The organism is Actinomycetospora lemnae (assembly GCF_028737315.1).
Lineage (GTDB): Bacteria > Actinomycetota > Actinomycetes > Mycobacteriales > Pseudonocardiaceae > Actinomycetospora > Actinomycetospora lemnae.
The window spans coordinates 39,584-61,858 of sequence record NZ_JAQZAO010000004.1 but is presented as its reverse complement, the minus strand read 5'-3'; the positions used below and the strand labels follow the sequence as shown (position 1 = coordinate 61,858).

Genomic DNA, 22,275 nt, shown 5'->3' with positions numbered 1-22,275 from the left:
GCCGCGACCGCCGCCACCCCACGACGAGGGCGGCGGCGAGGACCACGAGGGCGAGCGTCACCCCGGCGTCCCCGGGGCGCGGCGGCCGGCGCCCACCCACCGGCCGGGGTCGTGCACCTCGCTGCCCTCGCGCCAGCCGGGGTTGCGGTCCGCGGGCGTCGTGACGGTGGCCTGGTCGGCGTCGTCGACGAGCTCGCCGACGGCGTCGCCGGTCACGCCGCTCTCGCCGCCCTCGTCCATGACCCAGGCCTCGGCCCACTCGTCGTCGCCCGCCGGCTCCGTCGGCGTGGTCGTCGGAGCGTCGCCGAGGTCGTCGTCGAGGTCCGGGACCAGGTCGTCGAGCCGCTCGTCCGGGGTCCACGGGGCGTCGTGCTGCTCGTCGAGCACCGTCCCCTCGACGACGGTGCGCTCGACCAGCGGGTCGCGCGACGGCGTCACCGGCGAGACGCGCGCGGTGCCCGGCGGCGGGGTCGGCGTGGCGCGGGGCGGTGTCCGCGCCGGGGTGGCGGGCGGCGGGGGTGGCGTCCGGGGCCCTGCCGGCGGGGGCGGCGTGGCGGCGGCCGGGACGACCGGCACCGGCCCCGTGCGCTCCGCGTCCGTCTCCGGCGGCGCGGTCGACGCGGGCGCGGCCGGCAGCGGGCGCACGCGGCGGGCGTCGGGGTTGGTGTCGAGCGTCAGGCGCAGGTGCTCGAGGTGCGGGCCCTCGAGATCGATCCGGATCTTCTCGACGCCACCGTGCCCGTCGGCGAAGACGAACTGGCGGGGCGTGTCGTCGGGCCGGTCGTCGTGGCGGGGGCGCGGCGAGAGCGTGCCGAGCATCTCCTCGTAGCCCACCTCGGTGGGCACGCGCAGCAGGCGCAGCGCCTCGGCCTGCGCCTCCTCGTCGTCGGTGCGCCCGACGAACACCGCGTTGACCAGCGACGCGAAGCCCGGCACGCGCAGCAGGTCGCCGGCGAGCTGGGAGGCGAACAGCGCGCGGACGTTGAACTTGCGCGAGTCGCGGGCGAGCCGGTCGATGAGCACCTTGCCGGTGGGGATCTGCGACAGGAAGTGCGTCTCGTCGAGCGCGACGCCCTTCCGCAGGTTCCGGTCGGCGGTGTAGATCGTGCGCTGGGTCAGCCAGGAGGCGAGGTTGAGCAGCTCGACCGCGAGCGACTCCCCGTCGGTCCACTCCTCGCGCGGGCTGCCCGGGCGCGGCAGGGACATGCCCTGCATCGTCAGCACGGTGAGGCGGTAGTCCTCCTCGCCCTGCCAGGGGTCGTCGCGCGGGTCGGCGTTCGGGTCGGGGAACAGCAGCGCGGCCTGGGGCAGCTCGCGGCGCTCCTCGAGGAAGTCGGCGACGACGTCGGCGTGCTCCTCGCCCTCGCGCGCGTGGCGGCGCAGCACGGCGATGACCTGCCCGGGGTCACGGTCCGGGGCGCCGCCGACCTCGCGGACCGCGCGCAGCAGCACGATCCGCGTGTGGGGCATCCGCGCCACGTCGAAGGGCAGCAGGCCGGTGAGGACGTCGAGCACCAGGCGCCGGCGGGTCGCGGCGGCCAGCGAGCGCTCGCGGCGCCAGGCCTTGTCCGGGTCGTCCTCGTCGAGGAAGTGGTCGCGGCGCGGCTCGGCCACCACCCGGTACGGGTTGAGGATGCCGGGGTCGGCGCCGAGCAGGTGGATGTGCCGGGAGAACGGCGCGAGCTCGGGCAGCTTGGTCAGCTCCGCCAGGGGCCCCGACGGGTCCAGCACCGTCCAGCGGGCCCCGGCGCGCAGCGTCTTGTAGACGAGCAGCCCGGTGAGGAACGACTTGCCCGAGCCCAGGCCGCCGACGATCGCCGTCAGCCCCGACGCCCGGCGGACCTCCTGGGCCATCCACGGGTCCCATGCCACCGGGCGGCGCGTCGCCGTGCAGGTCTCGCCGAGCATGATCCCCCGGCGGTCGCCCACCGACGCCGACGCGGCGGGCACGCCCGCGGCCACCCAGGTCACCGACCCGCGGCGGCGGTAGGCCGTCGACGCCAGCGGCTCGCCGGGGATGAACTCGCGCGCGTAGGCGTACTGCGCCTCGGGGTGCTCCATCGCCACGCGCGGGCGGTAGAGATCGAGCACCTGCTGGGCGCGCGTCAGCGCCTCGCCCTCGTCGCGCCCGGACACCGCGACCCGCCACCAGCCGTAGACCCGCGTGTTGAGCTGTGTCAGGCCGCCGGAGAGCTCGTCCTCGATCTGCAGCACGCGGTCGGCCTGGCGCGCGAGCGACATCGGCGGGTCGAGGTCGTGGTCGTGGGTGTAGTGCCGGATCTGGCTGCGCACCTTGCCCATCTGGCGCTGCAGCTCGCCCGCGACCTCCTCGGGCTTGCGCACGTAGATCCGCGCCGACCACTCCACCGGGAAGGGCAGGCGGTCGCTGCGCTGCATCCACGGGTCGTCGGCCTCGGGGATGCGCAGGGAGTCCATGAGGCCCACCGACAGCACCGCGACGTGCCGCTGCACCGGCTGGGTCCCGAACCGCCCGAGTACCTGCACCGTCGGCGCGTACGGCTCCTGCTGCAGGGCCACGCCGTCGGTGAACGCCGCGAGGTCCTCGGTCTCCCAGTGCTCGCCCGACGCCGGCGCCACCGTCCGCGGGGCCGGCAGCCCCAGCGAGCAGGACCGGTGCATCAGCCAGGCCATGTCCTCCGCGGTCGCGGGCACCGCGTCGAGGCCGGCCCGTGACACGAGCGCCTCGACGTGCGCGATCTCCGACTCCAGCGCCGCGAGCTCCGCCGTCGCCGCCGACGGGACCAGCCGGCCGAGGAGCGGCGCCGCGCCCTCGAGCCAGCGGTCGACCACCGAGCGCCCGGACACCTCGACGCCGAGGAAGACCTCCTTGTCCGACATCGACAGGCCCATGAGGTGGCGCTGCTCGCCCTCGAGGAAGCTCTCCCAGCTCAGGGCCCCCGCGACGTCGGGCAGGCGCCCGGGCGCGTTGTGGTCGAACGTCTCCGCCCAGAGCGCCACCGGGTACGGCCGCGACGTGACGCGGACGTGCAGCCAGCGCCCCTGCAGCTCGCCGAGCTGGGTCGCGATCTGGCGGATGAGGGTCTCGCGCTGGGTGTCGCTGCGGAAGCTCCAGGGCTGCGGGGCCAGCCGGTACCAGGCGGTGACGCTGGACGCCGTCCGCGCGAGGTTGCCGTCGATCGAGCGCAGCGCGATCGCGGACCGGTAGCCGGAGGCGGGCGACTCGCCGGCCAGCGAGCGCCCGCGGCGCCGTCCGCCCGACCCGTTGCCCACGGCCGGTGTGGTGCGCGCGGGCCGCAGGCCGGAGCTGCGGTCGCCGGCCTCGATCGCCTCGGGCTGGCGGTCCGCGGGGCCGCGGTCCAGGGCGCGGCGGGACCTACCGCGGCGCAGCACCGTCGCCCCCTCGCGCCTCGCCCGCCGGGTCGCCCCGACGGGCCCGGCCGGCGTCCCGCGACCGGCTGCCCGGCCCGAACGGCTGGTCGGTCGCAGCGGTCGAGCCCGAGCCCGCGGGTTCGTTCGACATCGGCCAGCCGGGACGCCGACGCGGGCGGGCGGGGCGACGCTGCGTGCGGTCGGGGTCGGACTCGGTGTCGGGCTTCCGGCCGGTCGCGCGGTGGGCCGCGACGGCGTCGCGGCGGGCGCGCGACCCGGTCCAGGCGGCCATCGCGTCGTCGCCGGGGCGCGGGTCCGGGACGGGCGGCAGGGCGGCCGGCCGATGGGTCGGGGTCGGGGTGCCGGGCGGGCGCGTGGCGCCGACCTCGGCGCTCGAGGGCGGACCGAAGTCGCCCCCAGCGGCACGGGTGCCGGGGGTCCGGGCCGGGCGGGTGCGACGCCGGCGCTCGGCGGGGGTGCCGCCCGATCCGGCACCGCGCCGGGCGCGCGCGTGGGACGGCCGGACGTCGGCGACGTCCGGGGTGACGTGGGCGGCCGGGGTCTTCTCCTCGACCTCGTCCTCCGCGGCCGGGGTGGGCGACGGGGCCGGAGCAGGGGCCGGAGCAGCATCCGGGACGGCGCTCGCCGCCGGCGCCGCCTCGTCGTCCCGCGGCGGCGGGCCCCAGGCCTCGTCCCCGTCCGCCGGGCGGCTGACGACGCGCTGGGCGGGCCGGTCGCTGCCGCGCGGCAGGGCGATCGCGGTCGGCGCACCGGTGAGCTTCGGCCGGTCGCGGCGCACGGCGACGTGGCCCGTGGTGAGCGCGCCGCCGACGGGCCGCCGGCGCACGCGGGGGCCGCGCAGCTCGTGCACGAACAGCGCCAGCCACTCCAGCAGCGGGCGCTCGTCGTTGATGCGCCGCGACACGAACCGCGTGATCGCGACGGTGATCAGGAGCGCCCACGCCACGGAGAAGAAGCCGAGGTCGATGCCCAGGCGCCGCTGGACGAACATCACGACGACCATGACGATCAGGCCGACGCCGTACGCGGAGTAACGGGCGCGCCACGGGAACGTCGCCCGCGGCGGGCCGAGCCAGACGGCGTCGACGCGGTACACCTCGTCGTCGGTGCGGATGTGCACCCGCGTCACCCCGTGATGAGCTGGGCGAAGAACGCGCCCACGCGGGCGCCCGCACCAGGCGTGAGCGCGATGCCGAGCGCGATGAGCCCGATGATCAGGCCGACGCTGCGACGGGCGACGCCGGCGTTGTCACCGCGGCCGCCGATCCACAGCATGATGATCGCGATGCCCAGGAGGATCAACGGGACGATGTTGTCCTGGATCCATCCCTGGAGCCCGCCGGTCCCCGGCGCCTGCGCGACCAGGTCGGCGCCGAGGAACGTGACGGTCATGGCGATCCCTCCGCGAACGTGCTGGTCATGGTGCCGGGAGCCGATCTCGACCGGTCGAGTAAACACGGCGCCCGAAGGGAATCAAAGACCTCCCACGACCGGCACGTCGCACCGCCCCGGGGCCCGTGAGCACCCGTTCTCCGAGCCCTCCCCCACAGGCGTTGCGACATCGTCAACCCTCCGCGACCCACGGGTGGCCACGACCCGTTCTCCTGGTCCGGACGAGCCTATCGTGATCCACACGCTGAGCCGGGACATCACGCTCCGGCGTGGCGCGACCGCGTTCACGTTCGCAAAGCATCGCCCGATGCGGTGGCACCGGCGCACCGACGTGGAGGTCCGCTTCGGTTACCGGTGAGTAGCTCTTGTCACCTCTCGCAGCGCCGAGGGCCCTACCGGCCGTTACAGTGCCGCCGACGCAGTCACAGCAACCCACACAGCAACTCAGTTGTCTCACCGGGTCCTCCACCACGGGCCCGGATCACGGGGAGGTCCCGTCGTGGTCGTCCGTTTGGTCCTGGGGCTCGCCCTGACCCTGGTCGTGGTCGCGGTGTCGGCCCGGCGGGCCTGGTGGCTCTACTCCCTGATCGCCTCCGGCCAGCCCGACGCGAAGCGCGCCGAAGGCCTCGGCCAGCGCGTGCGCGCCCAGTTCGTCGAGGTGTTCGGACAGCGCAAGCTGCTGCGCTGGTCCATCCCCGGCCTCGCCCACCTCTTCACGATGTGGGGCTTCATCATCCTGCTGACGGTCTACATCGAGGCCTACGGCGCCCTGTTCGACGAGGACTTCCACATCCCGCTGATCGGGCGCTGGTCGGTCCTGGGCTTCCTGCAGGACTTCATCGCGATCATGGTGCTGATCTCGATCATCGCCTTCGCGATCATGCGCGTGCAGCAGGCGCCGGAGCGCCGGGCGCGCACCTCGCGCTTCTACGGCAGCCACACCGGCGGCGCCTGGCTGATCCTCTTCCTGATCTTCAACGTCGTCTGGACGCTGTTCGCCTTCCGCGGCACCGCCTCGGCGGCGGGCAACCTGCCCTACGAGTCGGGCGCCTGGGCCTCGATCGGCGTCGGCTACCTCTTCTCGGGGCTGTCGTACGACACGCTCTTCGTCCTCGAGACGATCTTCCTGCTGCTGCACATCGCGGTCGCTCTGATCTTCCTCGTGGTCGTGCTCTACTCGAAGCACCTCCACATCTTCATCGCGCCGATCAACGTCTCGGCCAAGCGCCTGCCGAAGGCCCTGGGCCCGCTGCCGCCGATCGAGCACGAGGGCAAGCCGATCGACTTCGAGGACCCGCCCGAGGAGGCGTCGTTCGGTCGCGGCAAGATCGAGGACTTCACCTGGAAGGGCATGCTCGACTTCGCGACCTGCACCGAGTGCGGTCGCTGCCAGAGCCAGTGCCCGGCGTGGAACACCGGCAAGCCGCTCTCGCCGAAGCTGCTGATCATGGACCTGCGCGACCACATGTTCGCGAAGGCGCCGTACATGATCGGCGGCAAGGACATGCCCGACGAGGGCTCGGCCACCCAGGACGGCACCACGAACGCCGGCGGCGCCGAGGTCGGGCACGGCCACGGCGTCCCCGAGTCGGGCTACGAGCGCCACCGCGGCACCGACGTCCTGCAGGCCACCCGCCCGCTCGTCGGCGACGCGGAGTCCCTCGGCGTCATCGACCCCGACGTGCTGTGGAGCTGCACCACCTGCGGCGCCTGCGTCGAGCAGTGCCCGGTCGACATCGAGCACGTCGACCACATCATCGACATGCGCCGCAACCAGGTCATGATCGAGTCGGAGTTCCCGGCCGAGCTCGGGGTGCTGTTCCGCAACCTCGAGAACAAGGGCAACCCCTGGGGCCAGAACAACTCCAGCCGTATGGACTGGGCGAAGGACCTGCCCTTCGAGGTGCCCGAGTTCGACGGCGAGCTGCGTTCCGAGACCGAGTACCTCTTCTTCATCGGCTGCGCCGGCGCGTTCGACGACAACGCCAAGAAGACGGTGCGCGCCACCGCGGAGCTGCTGCACATCGCGGGCGTCGACTACGTCGTGCTCGGCAAGGAGGAGAGCTGCACCGGTGACCCGGCGCGGCGCTCGGGCAACGAGTTCCTCTTCCAGATGATGGCGATGCAGACCAAGGAGATGCTCGACGCCGTCTTCGAGGGTCGCGAGCCGGGGACGCGCAAGATCGTCACCACCTGCCCGCACTGCATGAACACCCTCGGGCGCGAGTACCCGCAGCTCGACGGGCACTACGAGGTCGTCCACCACACCCAGCTGCTCAACCAGCTGGTGCGCGAGAAGAAGCTCGTGCCCGTGGCGCCGGAGTCCTCGCCCGTGCCCACCGCGAAGCTCGACATCAACCCGGCGACGGGCCTGCAGTACCACGGCCCGCACTCCGACGGCACCGAGCGCGGGCTGATCCCCGCCGACGGCCACGGGACGCCGGGCCACGACGGCGACCAGGCCGCGCCCGCCGCGGTGGCCCTCGCGGAGAAGGGGTCGACGAACGGGCACGGCTCGTCGAACGGGAACGGCTCCGGCCGCAAGACCGTGACCTACCACGACCCGTGCTACCTGGGCCGGCACAACGAGGTCTACACGCCGCCACGCGAGCTGGTCGAGGCGGCGGGCGCCGAGCTCAAGGAGATGCCCCGCCACGCCGACCGGGCGCTGTGCTGCGGCGCCGGTGGTGCGCGGATGTGGATGGAGGAGCACATCGGCAAGCGCATCAACATGGAGCGCGTCGACGAGGCGATCTCCACCGAGACCGACACGATCGCCACCGGCTGCCCGTTCTGCCGCGTGATGCTCACCGACGGTCTCACCGAGCGCCAGAGCGAGGCCAAGGCCGTCGGCACCGAGGTCATGGACGTCTCGCAGATGCTGCTCGCGGCGGTCAAGCGCGGTCAGCCCACCGAGGGCGCCGAGACCGACGGCGTCGGCGACTCGGACCCCGACACGGCCGCCACCGCGGGCAACGTCCAGAACCCGTCGACGGAGAACTGACCTCCCCGGGACGAGCGAACGGCGCCCTCGCTGCCTCCGAGCAGCGCGGGCGCCGTTCGCGTTCCCGGCCTGGTGCAGCGAACGGGCTGTTCGCTGCTTCTATGCGCGCGAACTCCGCGCTCGCGACGCCGCCGATCCGGTGACCGATAGGGTCCGACCGTGCTGCTCTCCGACGGCGACATCCGCGCCGAGATCGCGGCCGGGCGGGTCGGGCTCGACCCGTTCGACGCGACGCTGCTGCAGCCCTCGAGCGTCGATCTGCGCCTCGACCGGCACTTCCGCACGTTCAACAACCACGCCTACACGCACATCGACCCGTCGCTGCAGCAGGACGACCTGACGCGCATGGTCGAGCCACCGCCCGACGAGGCGTTCGTGCTGCACCCGGGCGAGTTCGTGCTCGGCTCGACCTACGAGGTCATCTCGCTGCCGGAGGACATCGCGGGTCGCCTGGAGGGCAAGGCCCTCGCGGTCGACACGCCGATCCCGACGCCCACGGGCTGGACGACGATGGGCGAGGTCCGCGTCGGCGACGAGGTCTTCGGCCTCGACGGCCGGCCCATCCGGGTCGTCGCGGCGACCGAGGTGATGCTCGGGCGACCGTGCTACGACGTCCGGTTCTCCGACGGTGAGGTCATCACCGCGGACGCCGCCCACCTCTGGCGGACCACGACGAAGCCCGCCCGGAAGCGGCACCGGCCCGCGGAGGTCGTCACCACCGAGGAGATCGCGGCGAGCCTGCGCTGGCACGCCGAGGTGAACCACCACGTCGAGCTGGCGAACGCCGTGCGGTGCCCCGAGGCCGACCTCCCGATCGACCCCTACGTCCTCGGGGTGTGGCTGGGCGACGGCACCAGCACGAAGGCCGAGGTCACGTGTGGGTCCGGCGACGAGCAGATCCTCGAGGAGATGCGGGCCGCGGGCCACGACGTGTGGCAGGCGAGCGGCCGGTACGCCTACCGCATCGGCGGGCTCAGCGAGGGTCGTGTCGGCAGGACCCGCGACGCGGGCGGGCGTTACGGCGGGGACGGGTCGCTCTCCAGCGCGCTCCGAGGGCTCGGCCTGCTCGGCAACAAACACATCCCCGTCGCGTTCCTCCGCGGCAGCATCGGCCAGCGCCTCGCGCTGCTCCAGGGCCTCATGGACGCGGACGGCTTCGTCGACGCGGTCGGACGGTGCGAGTTCGTCAACATGCGCGAGGATCTCGCCGACGGGGTCGCCGAGCTCGCCGCGAGCCTCGGTCTGCGCCCCCGCCGACGGAAGAAGCGCGTCACGTTCCACGGCGTCGAGCAGGGCATCGCGCACCAGGTCACGTTCACGCCGTGGTTCGAGGTGTTCCGGCTGGAGCGCAAGGTGGCGCGGCTCAAGACCGCCGACCGCCGGCACCACCTGCACCGCGGCATCGTCGACGTCCAACCCACTGGGTCACGCCCTGTGCGCTGCATCCAGGTCGGGGCGGAGGACGGGATGTTCCTCGTCGGAGACACCTTCATCCCGACCCACAACTCCAGCCTCGGCCGTCTGGGCCTGCTCACCCACTCGACCGCCGGGTTCATCGACCCCGGCTTCTCGGGCCACGTGACGCTCGAGCTGTCGAACGTGGCCAACCTGCCGATCCGGCTCTGGCCCGGGATGAAGGTCGGGCAGCTGTGCCTGTTCCGGCTCTCGTCGCCCGCCGAGCACCCGTACGGCTCGCCGGTCTACGGCTCGCGCTACCAGGACCAGCGGGGGCCGACGCCGTCCCGGTCGTACGTCAACTTCCGGCGCGGGCTGCCGGAGGACCAGCGCTGAGCCGTCAGTCCACCAGCCCGCCGGCCCGGTGCACGCGGTTGCGGCCGGCGTTCTTCGCCGAGTAGAGCGCCCGGTCGGCCTCGCTGAGCAGGGCCTCGCCGTCGCCGGCGTGCTCGGGCAGGCCCGCGACCCCGAACGACGCAGTCACCAGCTGCTTGTCGCCGCGCCGGAAGTCCTCCTCGACGCGGGCCCGCAGGCGCTCGGCCAGCTTGACGGCGTCGTCCGGCCCGCCCCGGGTGACGAGGATGGCGAACTCCTCGCCGCCGTAGCGGTAGGCCGTCTCGCCGTCGCGCATCGCGATCCGCAGGGTGCTCGCGACCTCCTGGAGCACGACGTCGCCCTGTTGGTGGCCGTAGCGGTCGTTGAGCTCCTTGAAGTGGTCGAGGTCGAGCATGATCACCGACATCGGCGAGGAGTGCCGCTTGGCGTTCGCCACCGCGCTGTCCAGGTCCGCGCCCAGCCGCCGCCGGTTGGCCAGCTGCGTCAGCGGGTCGAACTGCGAGAGGCGCTCGGTGGCGGCGTGCAGGCGGCTCGCCTCGATCGCCGAGCCGGAGAGGGTCGCGAGCATCTCGACCGCGGACAGGGCCTGGCCGTCGACCTCGCCGTCCGGGGAGTCGTAGCACTCGAGGATGCCGATGACCCGCGCACCGACGACCAGCGGCACGGCCACCGCCGCGTCCTCGCCGGTGTCGGGGTCGCCGCGCGAGATCTGGCCGTAGCGCGCCGACCGCCCGACCACACCCACCCCGAGGTTGCAGTGGGTCTCCAAGGGCGAGACGGCGCCGCGGTCGGAGTCGTAGGCGAGCTCGAGGCCGTTGCCGTCCTCCTCGAGCAGCCACAGCAGCACCCGGCCGTCGGTGACCGCGACCGCCGCCTGGACCGTCGAGTCGATGACGTAGCGGGTGTTCAGACTGCCCGCGATCTCGCGGGCCATGATCAGGATGGTGCGCAGCCGGTCCGTCTGGGCCTGCAGCCGCTCGGCCTGGGCGGCGGCCTCCTCCCGCTGGCGGCGCAGGGCGACGGTCATGTCGGCCAGCCCGTCGCGCAGGGCCACGAGCTCGGCCGAGCCGTTGACGGGCTCGGGGGGCGCCAGACGCCCCTCCCCGATGCCCCGCACCGAGGCGAGCAGCCCGTCGACGGGGGCGACGACGTGGTCCTGGAGCCGTCGACGGCCGCGCAGGGCGACGACGAGCGTGATCCCGCCGACCGCCGCGAGGAGCACGCCGACGACCCACTGCGCGATGATCCCGCTGCGGTCGGCCGACTCGATCTCGTCGAGGACGTCGACGCGGGTGGCGTCCTTGCGGGCCCGGTAGTCGTCGAACAGCGCCGTGCCCTGCTTGAGGAACGTCTCGGCACCGCCCGGCGGAGGCAGGCGTCGCGCCTGGTCGGCCCACTCGGTGCGCCACCGCTGCTGGGCCAGCAGCAGGGCCAGCACGTCCTGGCGGAGCTGGGGCTCCTCGAGCAGGTTGACCATCTGTGTGTCGGCCGCGGCGAGGCGCGGGGCCGCGGCAGTGGCGGCGTCGGCGAAGAACTGGTCGCCGGTCGCGAGGAAGCCGCGCAGCGAGGCGTCCATGTCGAGCATGGCCTGGTGGGAGTCCTCGAGCGCGAGGAGGCCGCTCTGCAGCCGGTTGTCCGCGGGCGTCGTCACCGCCACCGACCAGACCAGGCGGAACACGACGAGGAGGACGATGACCAGAGCAGCGACCGACACCGTGACGCCCAGCCTCTGGACCTCGTGAACCAGCCTCGGTGCTTGCCTCACCGATCCCCGCCCTCCCGGCGCCATGCCTGTCCACCAGGACCATCAGCCGCGCGATGCATGACGTTAGCCGGGAGTGGGTAATCGGCTCCACTTTTCGTGCCCTCCTCATCACTGAGTGATGACGAAAGGCCGTTGGCTCGCTCTGGGTGACGTTCGTCAGGCGGACAGCGTGCGATGGTTCGGCAGGCGCACGAGCCGCCGGCCACCACCCGAGCCCGAGCCCGACCCCGGGCGCTCCCGCACCAGCCGCTGCGCGGCCGCCGCGGCACGGACCTGGTCGGGGTCGACGTCGCACGCGCTCTGCGAGGCGACCAGCGCGGCGATCGCGGCTTGGTTCGCGCTCCCGACCGACGACTCCCCGGCGACGGGCACCGCCACCACCGGGACGCCGCGCCACACCGCCACCTGGGTGGCGGCGAGCGCCGTCGGGGATCCACCGCGGACGAGGACGACCGCGGGCGCGTCGTCGGCGACGAGCGCGTCGAGGCGCGGCAGGAGCGCGGCGGCCTCGGGCACCGGCCCGTCGTCGGGCGTCTCGACCAGCAGCACGCGTCCGGCCAGGGCCCCGAGCTCGTCGAGGACGTCGTCGACCGCCATGGGGTCGGGGCCCGTCGCCACGAGGACCGGGGCGACCTCGTGGTCGCGGGCGGCGAGCGGCGCGAGCGCGTCGGCGTCCTCGGCGGACGCGACGATGACGAACATCTCCGGGAGCGGTCGCTCGTGCTGCTCACGGGCAGTCATCGCGGCCTCACCCCCGGCGCTCTCCGTGCTCATGTCGCTGACCAGCCAACACGATGCCGAGCCGCAGCAGCAGGGCCGGGTCGTGGATCTACCCCGACGACGCAACGGGTGGTGACGCTCCGTGCGATCTGGTCGCGTCCAACCCGAGACCGGACCGTGATCGAGCGGTGAACGACACGCGTGTGGTCACGCTCGGCGCCGGAGCACCGGGCCCCGCCTGCGCTCGCCGGGAGGCCGTGTAGGCTCCGGGACGCAACGCGCGAGTGTAGTTCAATGGTAGAACATCAGCTTCCCAAGCTGAGAACGCGGGTTCGATTCCCGTCACTCGCTCCACGACCGTTCCTGCAGGTCAACGGCCCGCTCCTCGATCGCCGAGGGCGGGCCGTCGTCGTCCGGCAGGTGTTGCTCCGCGGCCGGGAAACCCCTTGCCGCCCCGCGGTCGACCGCCCCACGCTGCGCCCGTGCTCGTCCGACGCGAACGGCCCGGCGACGTCGCGGCGGTCCGGGCGGTGGTGGCTGCGGCCTTTCCCGTGCCCGACGGCGCCGCGGAGCCGGTCGAGGTCGGCCTGCTCGACCGACTCCGCGCGGACGCGGGCTGGCTGCCGGCGTTCTCGCTGGTGGCGGTGGTCGGCGACGCAGTGGTCGCGCACGTCGTCGCCACCCGCGGGCACGTCGGCGAGCACCCCGCTCTCGGGCTCGGCCCGATCGCCGTCCGTCCTGACCACCAGGGGCGCGGGGTCGGGACGGCGCTGATGCACGCCGTCGTCGCGGCGGCGGAGGCCCGGGACGAGGTGCTCGTCGCACTCCTCGGCGAGCCCGCGTTCTACGCGCGCTTCGGCTTCCGCGCGGCGAGCGAGCACGGCGTCGAGGCGCCCGACCCGGCGTGGGGCGGGTACTTCCGGGTCCGCGCCCTCGCCGACGACCCGCCCCGCGGGCCGTTCCGCTACGCCGCGCCCTTCGACGAGCTCTAGCGGGCTCGGCTCACTCGGCGGCCAGCAGCTCGTCGAGCTGCTCGTAGCCCTCCTTGACGCCCACGTCCATGCCGCTGGAGAGCATGGCGTCGCGGGCGGCCATCGAGTCGACCACCGACAGCCCCTCCAGGCGCGTGCGGCCGTCGCCCAGGTCGACGAAGGTCAGCGTCTCGAGGCTGACGCCGTCGGGGAATCCTTCGTAGGTGAACGTCTGGACGATCCGCTCGTCCGGCCGCACCTCGTGGAAGGAGCCGAAGAACCGGTACTCCCCGCTGTCGTCGCGGTGGGTGTAGCGGTAGCCGCCGCCGGTCCGGGCGTCCCAGTGGTCGATCTCCATGGTCAGGCCGCGCGGGCCCAGCCAGCGCTTCACCAGGTCGGGCTCGACGTGGGCGCGGAAGACCCGGTCGACCGGGGCGTCGAACTCGCGGGTGATGAGGATGGTCGGCACGGCCGGGTCGGCGGTGATCGTCGTCTCGCGGGTCGCGGTGTTCATCAGGAGGCTCCTCGTTCGGTGTGTCGGGTGTCGGTCGGGGACTGCTCGGTGTCCATCTCGGCGAGGACGTCGTCGAGACGGCGGTAGCGCTCCTCCGCCTGGCGGCGGTAGCGCTCGATCCACTTGGTCATCAGGTCGAAGACCTCCGCCTCGAGGTGGACCGGCCGGCGCTGGGCCTGCTTGGTGCGGCTGACGAGGCCCGCCTCCTCCAGCACCTTGAGGTGCTTGGACACCGCCTGGACGCTGACGTCGTAGGGCTCCGCGAGCTCGTTGACGCCGGCGTCCGCGACGGCGAGGCGGGCCACCATGTCGCGGCGGATGGGGTCGGCCAGGGCCGAGAACACCCGCGAGAGCTGGTCGTCCACGCTCACTCCTTGTTCAACCTTGCGGTTGAGGACAACGATAGCGTGGACCTTCCCCTTCTTCAACCCCTGGGTTGAACTCGGTGCGTTGGCGAGCGCCGGGGTCGGCGGCGAGGATGCCGCCATGGCCGAGACCACCGACCGGATCGACCCCGAGCTCGCCACGGCGGTCGCCACCCTCACCGCCGACGGCCTGCTGCCGATGACCCGCGACGACGTCGGCGACGCGCGCCGCAACTACCGCACGCTGGCGCTGCGCCGGCGCGGGGACCCGCCGTCGGTCGGCTCGGTGCACGACGACGTCGCCCCCGCCGGCGGCACCGGGACCGACGCCGACGTGGCGGTCCGGGTCTACGAGCCCGCCGGGGAGCAGGCGGCGATCACGGTGGTCTGGCTGCACGGCGGCGGCTGGGTGCTGGGCGACCTCGACACCGCCGACGGCGCCGCGCGGCGGGTCTGCACGCACCTCGGCGCCACCGTCGTGTCCGTCGACTACCGCCTCGCGCCCGAGCACCCCCACCCCGCGCCACTGACCGACGCCCACACCGCGATGCGCTGGGCCGCGCTGCAGCGAGCGTCCGACCGCCTCGTCGTCGGCGGCGACAGCGCCGGTGCCGGGCTCGCGGCCGGCGCGGCGCTGCTGGCCCGCGACTGGGGCCCGCGTCTCGACGCGCAGCTGCTGCTCTACCCGGGCCTCGACCCGACGATGGCCTCGCCGTCGGTGGCCGAGAACGCCGACGGCCCCTTCCTCACGCGCGCGGACCTCGTGTGGTTCTGGGAGCGCTACGTGCCCGACGCCGCCCTGCGCGACGACCCGTCGGTGGCGCCCCTGCGCGCGGCCGCGGAGCCCGGGGGCCTGGACGGCGTGGCCCCGGCCGTCGTGGCGACCGCGGAGCTCGACCCCCTGCGCGACGAGGGCCGCGCCTACGCCGACGCCCTCGAGGCCGCCGGGGTGGCCGTGCGGCGGCTCGACGGCGCCGGGCTCGTGCACGGGTTCTTCGGGCTGGCCGCAGCGTCGGCGGCGGCCCGGGCGGAGGGCGACCGCGCCCTCGACGCCCTCGGGGAGCTGCTCGCGACCTGAGCGCCCGACACGCTCGACACGACGGGCGGCGCTTCGCTGCGGTGAAGGGTCCGCGGCCTCGCGGGACCCGAGCGGCCGATCGAGGGACGACCGCCCGGCGCCGGGACGACCGCCCGGCGCGCCCGCGCGGCCGCTCGCGGGCATGCACGGGGACGCATCGGCAACCTCGCCCCGCCCGTCGGACCACCCGGCGCCGCGGGCACGCGAACCGGGCGCGATCCGGGCCCCCGGGCCGGGGAGGGCCACGCGGAGCCACCGGACGACCTCGCTATGTTCCCAGGCGTCCGATCACGGAACGGTCACGGCGTCGCTCCCCCTCGTCCCGCCGACCGTCCGTCCCCGACGATCCGCGCGAGGTGACGGTGAGCCGACACGGAGTGGGTGACCCCGACACCGTTCCGTTCTCCCTGAGCCCTACCCGGACGGGCGTGCGCCGAACCCGGTCGTCCTCCACCACGGGCTCGATCCTGGTCGCGGCGGTCGCGGCCGGCGCGGTGCTGCCCGCGATCCAGACGCTCGACACCCACGTCGCCGACGCCGAGGCCCCGGTCGCGCCCGACCCCGCGGCGACGACGGCCGCGCTCGCCCTCGCCTCCCAGCACCGCGCGACGCCCGCGGTCGGCGGCGTCGCGTCGGTCAGCCCGGTGGCGATGCCGGTGTCGGCGTCCTCAGCGTCCTCAGGGTCCTCGTCGTCCGGGTCCTCGTCCTCCGACGAGCCGAGCGCCGGGGACGCCGACGACGTGTCCTCGCTGCTGAAGTCGATGAGCGTCACCCGCGAGAACGGTCCGCTGGAGTTCGGGACGCCCTACGAGGCCGGCAACGAGCGCACGCTGGACGGCCAGATCGCCAAGGCGCTCGGGCTCATGGGCCTGCCGCAGCGCCTCGCCCCGGGCGTCAAGAAGATCATCATGCGGGAGTCGACGGGCAACGCCGACGCCGTCAACGACTGGGACTCCAACGCTGCCGCGGGGACGCCGTCGAAGGGGCTCATGCAGCTCATCGACACCACGTTCCGCAACGCGGTGCTCCCCGAGCTCGCCGACCGCGGCATCTTCGACCCGGTCGCCAACATCACCGCCGGGGTCCGCACGATGATCGCGAACCACAGCATCGACGACGTCATGGCCGGTGGCCTGCGCAACTCCGCGGGCAACTACATCGGCTACGGCGGCGCGGCCATCCCCGACGACGGCCTGGGCCGCGCGGACTGACACCACCCGTCCCCCACGGGGTATGTCGGGGGCATGAGTGATCGCACCTGGCTGGTGACCGGCGCGTCGCGGGGCCTCGGCCGCGCCCTCGTGGAGGAGGTGCTGGCCGTCGGCGACCGGGTCGTGGCGACCGCACGTGACGCCACGACCCTCGACGACCTCGCCGACCAGCACGGCGACCGCCTGCTGACCCGCGACCTCGACGTCACCGACCGGGCCGCCGTGCTCGCGGTGACCAACCAGGTCGCCGCCGAGACGGGCCGGATCGACGTGCTCGTGGCCAACGCCGGCTACGGGCTGGCCGGCGGGGTCGAGGAGGTCGACGAGGAGGAGGCCCGCGCGCAGGTCGAGGTCAACCTGTTCGGCGCGCTGTGGTCGCTGCAGGCGGTGCTGCCGACGATGCGCGCGCAGCGGTCCGGGCACCTGCTGCCGATCTCGAGCATCGGCGGCGTCGGCGCCTTCCCCAACACCGGGCTCTACCACGCGACGAAGTGGGGGCTCGAGGGTCTCTCGGAGTCGCTGGCGCAGGAGGTCGCGCCCTACGGCATCCGGGTCACGATCGTCGAGCCCGGCCCGTTCCGCACCGACTGGAACGGCGGCAGCATGGTCCGCGCGACGCCGATGCACGCCTACGACGAGGTCCTCGGCCCGCGCCGCGCGGCGATGGACGGCTCGCAGGCGTTCACCCAGCCCGGCGACCCGCACCGCGCCGGCCGGGCGATGATCCGCGCCGTCGACAGCGACGACCCGCCCCGCCGCCTGCTGCTGGGCGAGATGGCCGCCGACCTCGCCCCGCACCTGTGGCAGCAGCGGATCGACGAGGCGCGGGCCTGGCGCGACGTGGCCGTCGGCGCGGACTTCCCGCCCGACGAGCGCTGAGGTGCACTGCGTGCTCGTGAGCAGAAAGAAGTGCCGGCGCACTTCTTTCTGCTCACCTGCCGTCAGGCACCCGGCCCCTTCTGCAGCACCGGGCGCAGGGTGTCGAGCACGCCGGCGTCGTCGATCGTCGACGGCACGGCCTCGTCCTTGCCGTCGGCGATGCCGCGCATGGTCTTGCGCAGCACCTTGCCCGAGCGGGTCTTGGGCAGGGCCGGGACGACGGCGACGTCCTTGAACGACGCCACGGCGCCGACCTCGTCGCGGACCATCGCGACGAGCTCCGCCGCGAGCTCGGACTCCTCGCGCTCGACGCCCGCCTTGAGCACCACGAAGCCGCGGGGGACCTGGCCCTTCATCGCGTCGTGCACGCCGATGACGGCGCACTCGGCGACGTCGGGGTGCCCGGAGAGGACCTCCTCCATGGAGCCGGTCGACAGGCGGTGGCCGGCGACGTTGATGACGTCGTCGGTGCGGCCCATGACGTAGAGGTAGCCGTCCTCGTCGAGGTACCCGCCGTCGCCGGTGAGGTAGTAGCCCTCGTAGCGGCTCATGTAGGACTCGCGGAAGCGCTCGTCGTCGTCCCACAGCGTCTGCAGGCAGCCCGGGGGCAGCGGCAGCTTGATCGTGATCGCGCCCTCCTCGCCGCGCGGCAGGACGGTGCCGTCGACGTCGAGGATCTCCACCTGGTACCCGGGCACGATCACCGACGGCGACCCCGCCTTGAGCTCCATCGGCTCGAGCCCGCGCAGGTTCGCCGCGATCGGCCACCCCGTCTCGGTCTGCCACCAGTGGTCGACCACCGGCACGCCCAGCTTCTCCGACGCCCACATCCAGGTCTCGGGGTCGAGGCGCTCGCCGGCGAGGAAGAGGGTCTGGAGCGAGGAGATGTCGTACTGCTGGAGGTACGTCGCGTCCGGGTCCTCCTTCTTGATGCCGCGGAAGGCGGTCGGCGCGGTGAACAGCGCCTTGACCCCGTGCTCCTGCACGACCCGCCAGAACTGGCCGGCGTCGGGCGTGCCGATCGGCTTGCCCTCGTAGAGCACGGTCGTCGCCCCGGTGAGCAGGGGCGCGTAGACGATGTAGGAGTGCCCGACGACCCAGCCGACGTCGGAGGCGGTGAACATGACCTCGCCGGGCCCGACGTCGTAGATGTTCTCCATCGACCAGCGCAGCGCCACCGCGTGGCCGCCGTTGTCGCGCTGGACGCCCTTGGGCTTGCCGGTGGTGCCCGAGGTGTAGAGGACGTAGAGCGGGTCGGTGGCGGCGACCGGCACGCAGTCGACGGGCTCGGCGTTGCGCATCGCCTCGGCCCAGTCGACGTCGCGCTCGCCCATCGTGGCCTCGGCCTGCGGGCGCTGGAGGACGATCGAGCGGCCGGGGTCGTGGGAGGAGAGCTCGATGGCCTTGTCGAGCAGCGGCTTGTACTCGATCACCCGCTTGCCCTCGATGCCGCAGGACGCGCTGACGATCGCCGAGGGCCGGGCGTCGTCGATGCGCACGGCGAGCTCGCGCGCGGCGAACCCGCCGAAGACCACCGAGTGGACGGCGCCGAGGCGCGCGCAGGCGAGCATGGCGATCGCGGCCTGCGGGACCATCGGCATGTAGATGATCACTCGGTCGCCCTTGTCGACGCCCACCGAGCGCAGGACGCCGGCGAAGCGGGCCACCTCGTCGCGCAGCTCGCGGTAGGTGAAGCGCTGGCGGTCGTCGGTGACGGGCGAGTCGTGGATCAGCGCGACCTGGTCGCCGCGGCCCGCGTCGACGTGACGGTCGAGGGCGTTGTGGCAGGTGTTCATCTCGCCGCCGGCGAACCAGCGCGAGAACGGCAGCGCCGACGTGTCCATGATCGTCTCGGGCTCGCGGTACCAGTCGATCAGACCCGCCGCGTCGCGCCAGAAGCCGTCGGGGTCGTTCATGCTGCGGTCGTAGGCCGCCCGGTACTCGCCACTCATGGGGGGCGACACTAGCCACGCATCCCGGCCGGACGCACCGCCTGACCCGACGGTTCCCCCTGATCCCGGATCGGGCGCCGGGGGGCCCGCGGTTCCGGGACCTTCGACCCACGCCGTCGCCGACGAAATGTAGGAACAATAGGCGTGTCCTGCTCCCGTGAGGAACCGGAGACGCCATGACCACGCCGCGACGGGCCGCCCGGACCCCTCTCCTCGAGCGGCTGGTCCCTCTCGTCGGCTTCGTGCGCCGCTCGGACCGCGCGTCGCTGCGCACCGACGCCGTCGCGGGGCTCACCGTCGCCGTCATGCTCGTCCCCCAGAGCATGGCCTACGCGAGCCTCGCCGGGCTCCCGCCGGTCGCGGGCCTCTACGCGGCGATCGTGCCGGTGGTGGTCTACGCGCTGCTCGGCACCTCGGGGGCGCTCGCGGTCGGGCCGGTGGCGATCACGGCGCTGCTCACCAGCACCGCCCTCGCCCCGCTCGCCGCCGGCGACCCGTGGCGCTACGCGGCCCTCGCCGGCCTGCTCGCGCTCATGGTCGGGGCCCTCCAGCTGCTGCTCGGCGCGCTCCGTCTCGGTGTGCTCGTGAGCTTCCTGTCCCACTCGGTGCTCTCCGGCTTCACCTCCGCAGCGGCGCTGGTCATCGCGGCCAGCCAGCTGAAGGACCTGCTCGGGCTGCGCATCCCGCGCGCCGAGGACTTCGTCGGGATCGTCACCTCGGTGGCGGGCGCGCTGGGGACGACGCAGGGACTGACCGCCCTCGTCGGGCTCGGCAGCGTCGCCGCGCTGCTGGTCCTGCGGCGCTTCGTCCCGCGCCTGCCGGGGCCGCTGCTGGTGGTCGTGGTGGCCACCGCGGTGAGCGCTCTGGCCGGCCTCGGCGAGCGCGGGGTCCGCATCCTCGAGACGGTGCCCGCCGGGCTGCCCGCGCCGGTGGTCCCGCCGCTCGCGGTCGCCGACCTCACCGCCCTCGCCCCGTCCGCCGCGGCCATCGCGCTCGTCGCCTACATGGAGGGGATCGCGGTCGCGAAGGCGCTCGCCGCGAAGGCCGGCCAGCGGGTCGACCCGAACCAGGAGCTGATCGCCGTCGGTGCGGCCAACGCCGCGGCGGGCGTGTTCCAGGCGTTCCCGGTGGCCGGCGGGTTCTCGCGCAGCGCCGTGAGCTTCCAGGCCGGGGCCCGCACCCCGGTCGCGTCCCTCGTGGCCGCGCTCGTCGTGGCCGTGACCGCGCTGGTGCTGACGCCGCTGTTCTTCCACCTGCCGAGCGCGGTGCTCGCCGCGGTGGTCGTCGTCGCGGTCCTCGGGCTCGTCGACCGTGCCTCCGCGGTCTCCGCGTGGCGCACCCGGCGCAGCGACGGCGTCGCGGTCCTGCTCACGTTCGCCGCGACCCTGGCCCTCGGGGTCGAGCCGGGCCTGGCCGCCGGGGTGGTCTTCAGCCTCGCCGTGTTCCTCTGGCGCTCGGCGCGTCCGCACACCGCCGAGCTCGGCCGGGTCCCCGGCAGCGCCGTCTACCGCAACACCGCCCGCTACGAGGTGCTCACCGACGCCGCGGTCCTGCTGCTGCGGGTCGACGGGCCGCTCTACTTCGCCAACGCCGAGCGGCTGACCGACCAGGTGACCGGCATCGTCGAGGACCGCCCCGACCTGCGCGCGGTCGTGCTCGACGCGTCGGCGGTCAGCGACACCGACACCGACGGCGCGCACGCCCTCGACGCGCTGCGCGAGCGGCTCGCCGACCGCGGCGTGGCCCTGCACCTGGCGACCGTGCGCGGCCCGGTCCGCGACCTGCTCGCCCGCGCCGAGGTGTGGCCGGCGTTCACCGCGGTCGGCGCCGTGCACCGCGACGTCGCGGCCGCGGTCGAGGTCGTGGACCCCGGCGGCCACAGCCCGCTCCGCTCTCCCGCCGAGCCCGCGCGGACGGACCTCAGCGGGGTGCTCTGAGGACGTGGGCCCGGCGCGGTCAGGCCTTGACCTTCTGCGCCACGCGGCGGGCCCCGGCGAGGACCTCGTCGGGGTCGACGCGCACGAGGATGCCGTCGGCCAGCACCGGCTCGCCCGCCACCCAGACGTCGCGCACCCCGCGCGACCCGCTCGCCCAGACGAGGTTCGAGACGAGCTGGGCGTCGTCGTGCGGGTCGACGAAGGCGGCGTCGTCGAGCGAGACGTGCACGACGTCCGCCCAGGCACCGGGGGCGAGGACGCCCAGGTCGTCGCGGCCCAGGGCGCGGGCGCCCTCCCGCGTGGCGAGGGCGAGGGCGTCGACGGCGGTGAGCGCGGTGGCGTCGGCGCCGCGCTGGCGCGCGAACAGCGAGGCGAGGCGCTGCTCCTCCCACAGGTCGAGGTCGTCGTTGGACGCCGGGGAGTCGGTGCCCAGGCCGGTGCGGATGCCCGCCGCGCGCAGGTCGCCCAGGCGCGCGACACCGGCCGCGAGCTTGGCGTTCGAGCCGGGGCAGTGGGCCACGGCGACGTCGTGACGGGCGAGGATCGCGATGTCGTCGTCGGAGAGCTGGATCGCGTGCGCGGCCAGCACCCGGCCACCCAGCGACCCCGTCGCCTCGAGCATCGCCGGCACCGAGCCGAACTCGGCGCGCACGGCGTCGTCCTCGCCGTGGGCCTCCGCGACGTGCAGGTGCATCAGCGCGCCCCGCTCCTTCGCGAGCGCCGCCGTGGTCACGATCGCCTCGGTCGGCAGCGTGTACGCCGCGTGCGGGCCGTAGCCGAGCTCGACGCGCTCGGCGGGCCCGAAGCGCAGGCCGTCGGCGTCGATCCACCGCGTGATGGCGTCGCGCATCTGCTGCCACGTGCCCAGGCGCTCCATCCCGGGCGCGGTGATGATCCCCGGCGTCAGCACCACCCGGGACCCGATCTCGAGTACGGCCTCGACGACGTGCTCGCACTGGAAGTACATCTCCGCCGACGTCGTGACGCCGCCGCGCAGCATCTCCGCGGACCCCGCGAGCATCCCGGCGCGCACGTCGGCGCCGCCGAGCTTGGCCTCCGCGGGCCACACCACCTCGAGCAGCCAGCGCATCAGCGGCAGGTCGCCGCCCATCCCGCGCAGCACGGTCAGGGGGGTGTGCGCGTGGGCGTTGACCAGGCCCGGGAGGAGCAGGCCGGAGAGCGCGGTGGTCGGCGCGTCGGTCGCCGGGGCGCCGTCCGCGGGGCCGACGTGCACGATCCGCCCGGCGTCGTCGACGTCGACGACCGCGTCGCGCAGGACGCGCATCGGCTCGTCGCAGGGCAGGACGATCGGGGCGTGCAGGCG

The 22,275-nt window shown here is 74.1% G+C and carries 15 protein-coding genes, 1 tRNA gene and 3 pseudogenes; 10 read left to right on the top strand and 9 right to left on the bottom strand.

Translation table 11 applies throughout. The features are described from left to right. Positions 1–57: 57 nt before the first annotated feature. The 3 genes from PGB27_RS09785 to PGB27_RS09775 all read right to left on the bottom strand — a co-directional run bounded on the left by PGB27_RS09785 (position 58) and on the right by PGB27_RS09775 (position 4,764). Positions 58–3,279 (bottom strand): ATP-binding protein, encoded by a 3,222-nt coding sequence (locus tag PGB27_RS09785; protein WP_408630047.1) that lies wholly within the window; start codon positions 3,277–3,279, stop codon positions 58–60. A gap of 76 nt (positions 3,280–3,355) precedes the next feature. Beyond that, positions 3,356–4,492, bottom strand: a complete 1,137-nt coding sequence (locus tag PGB27_RS09780; RefSeq protein ID WP_274200184.1) for a hypothetical protein — start codon at positions 4,490–4,492, stop codon at positions 3,356–3,358. 5 nt (positions 4,493–4,497) lie between these two features. Further along, positions 4,498–4,764, bottom strand: coding sequence for a hypothetical protein (locus PGB27_RS09775; RefSeq protein WP_274200183.1), 267 nt, complete (start codon positions 4,762–4,764; stop codon positions 4,498–4,500). A 499-nt stretch (positions 4,765–5,263) separates the two neighbouring features. On the opposite strand from PGB27_RS09775, the gene PGB27_RS09770 reads away from it, so the two are divergent. From PGB27_RS09770 to dcd, 4 genes and pseudogenes are all read left to right on the top strand, one after another. Then, positions 5,264–7,768, top strand: coding sequence for a heterodisulfide reductase-related iron-sulfur binding cluster (locus PGB27_RS09770; RefSeq protein WP_274200182.1), 2,505 nt, complete (start codon positions 5,264–5,266; stop codon positions 7,766–7,768). A gap of 159 nt (positions 7,769–7,927) precedes the next feature. Continuing rightward, a pseudogene (locus tag PGB27_RS09765) lies at positions 7,928–8,233 on the top strand (dCTP deaminase); the annotation flags it as partial. 45 nt (positions 8,234–8,278) lie between these two features. After that, positions 8,279–9,022 (top strand): annotated as a pseudogene (locus PGB27_RS29355) (LAGLIDADG family homing endonuclease); the annotation flags it as partial. A gap of 252 nt (positions 9,023–9,274) precedes the next feature. After that, positions 9,275–9,559: pseudogene (gene dcd, locus PGB27_RS09755) on the top strand (dCTP deaminase); the annotation flags it as partial. Between the two features lie 4 nt (positions 9,560–9,563). On the opposite strand, the gene PGB27_RS09750 reads toward dcd, so the two are convergent. Together PGB27_RS09750 and PGB27_RS09745 are read right to left on the bottom strand one after the other, a co-directional pair. Then, on the bottom strand, positions 9,564–11,273 hold the full coding sequence (locus PGB27_RS09750) for a diguanylate cyclase (protein WP_274200181.1): 1,710 nt from the start codon (positions 11,271–11,273) through the stop codon (positions 9,564–9,566). 207 nt (positions 11,274–11,480) lie between these two features. Next, a complete protein-coding gene (locus PGB27_RS09745; protein WP_274200180.1) occupies positions 11,481–12,098 on the bottom strand; it encodes a glycosyltransferase family protein in 618 nt (205 codons plus the stop codon). A 226-nt stretch (positions 12,099–12,324) separates the two neighbouring features. On the opposite strand from PGB27_RS09745, the gene PGB27_RS09740 reads away from it, so the two are divergent. Beyond that, positions 12,325–12,398 (top strand) — tRNA-Gly (locus PGB27_RS09740). A 128-nt stretch (positions 12,399–12,526) separates the two neighbouring features. Further along, positions 12,527–13,036 (top strand): GNAT family N-acetyltransferase, encoded by a 510-nt coding sequence (locus PGB27_RS09735; protein ID WP_274200179.1) that lies wholly within the window; start codon positions 12,527–12,529, stop codon positions 13,034–13,036. A 10-nt stretch (positions 13,037–13,046) separates the two neighbouring features. Here PGB27_RS09735 and PGB27_RS09730 read toward each other — a convergent pair whose 3' ends face one another. Both PGB27_RS09730 and PGB27_RS09725 read right to left on the bottom strand, forming a co-directional pair. After that, the gene (locus PGB27_RS09730; protein ID WP_274200178.1) at positions 13,047–13,529 is read right to left on the bottom strand and encodes an SRPBCC family protein; all 483 of its coding nucleotides are present in this window, start codon (positions 13,527–13,529) and stop codon (positions 13,047–13,049) included. Next, complete coding sequence (locus tag PGB27_RS09725) at positions 13,529–13,894, bottom strand: ArsR/SmtB family transcription factor (RefSeq protein WP_274200177.1); 366 nt, start codon at positions 13,892–13,894, stop codon at positions 13,529–13,531. Before PGB27_RS09725 ends, PGB27_RS09730 begins: the two co-directional genes overlap by 1 nt. Positions 13,895–14,015: 121 nt before the next feature. Here PGB27_RS09725 and PGB27_RS09720 point away from each other — a divergent pair, with 121 nt between their 5' ends. The 3 genes from PGB27_RS09720 (at position 14,016) to PGB27_RS09710 (ending at position 17,062) form a co-directional block, all read left to right on the top strand. Continuing rightward, a complete protein-coding gene (locus PGB27_RS09720; protein WP_274200176.1) occupies positions 14,016–14,972 on the top strand; it encodes an alpha/beta hydrolase in 957 nt (318 codons plus the stop codon). A gap of 428 nt (positions 14,973–15,400) precedes the next feature. Then, on the top strand, positions 15,401–16,183 hold the full coding sequence (locus PGB27_RS09715; protein WP_274200175.1) for a transglycosylase SLT domain-containing protein: 783 nt from the start codon (positions 15,401–15,403) through the stop codon (positions 16,181–16,183). 33 nt (positions 16,184–16,216) lie between these two features. Then, positions 16,217–17,062: an oxidoreductase gene (locus PGB27_RS09710; RefSeq protein ID WP_274200174.1), complete on the top strand. Its 846-nt coding sequence runs from the start codon at positions 16,217–16,219 to the stop codon at positions 17,060–17,062. Positions 17,063–17,124: 62 nt separating this feature from the next. On the opposite strand, the gene PGB27_RS09705 is transcribed toward PGB27_RS09710, so the two are convergent. After that, positions 17,125–19,014, bottom strand: a complete 1,890-nt coding sequence (locus PGB27_RS09705; RefSeq protein WP_274200173.1) for a propionyl-CoA synthetase — start codon at positions 19,012–19,014, stop codon at positions 17,125–17,127. A gap of 176 nt (positions 19,015–19,190) precedes the next feature. On the opposite strand from PGB27_RS09705, the gene PGB27_RS09700 reads away from it, so the two are divergent. Then, the gene (locus PGB27_RS09700; protein ID WP_274200172.1) at positions 19,191–20,951 is read left to right on the top strand and encodes a SulP family inorganic anion transporter; all 1,761 of its coding nucleotides are present in this window, start codon (positions 19,191–19,193) and stop codon (positions 20,949–20,951) included. Between the two features lie 19 nt (positions 20,952–20,970). Here PGB27_RS09700 and PGB27_RS09695 read toward each other — a convergent pair whose 3' ends face one another. Continuing rightward, positions 20,971–22,236 (bottom strand): amidohydrolase family protein, encoded by a 1,266-nt coding sequence (locus PGB27_RS09695; protein ID WP_274200599.1) that lies wholly within the window; start codon positions 22,234–22,236, stop codon positions 20,971–20,973. Positions 22,237–22,275 lie beyond the last annotated feature (39 nt).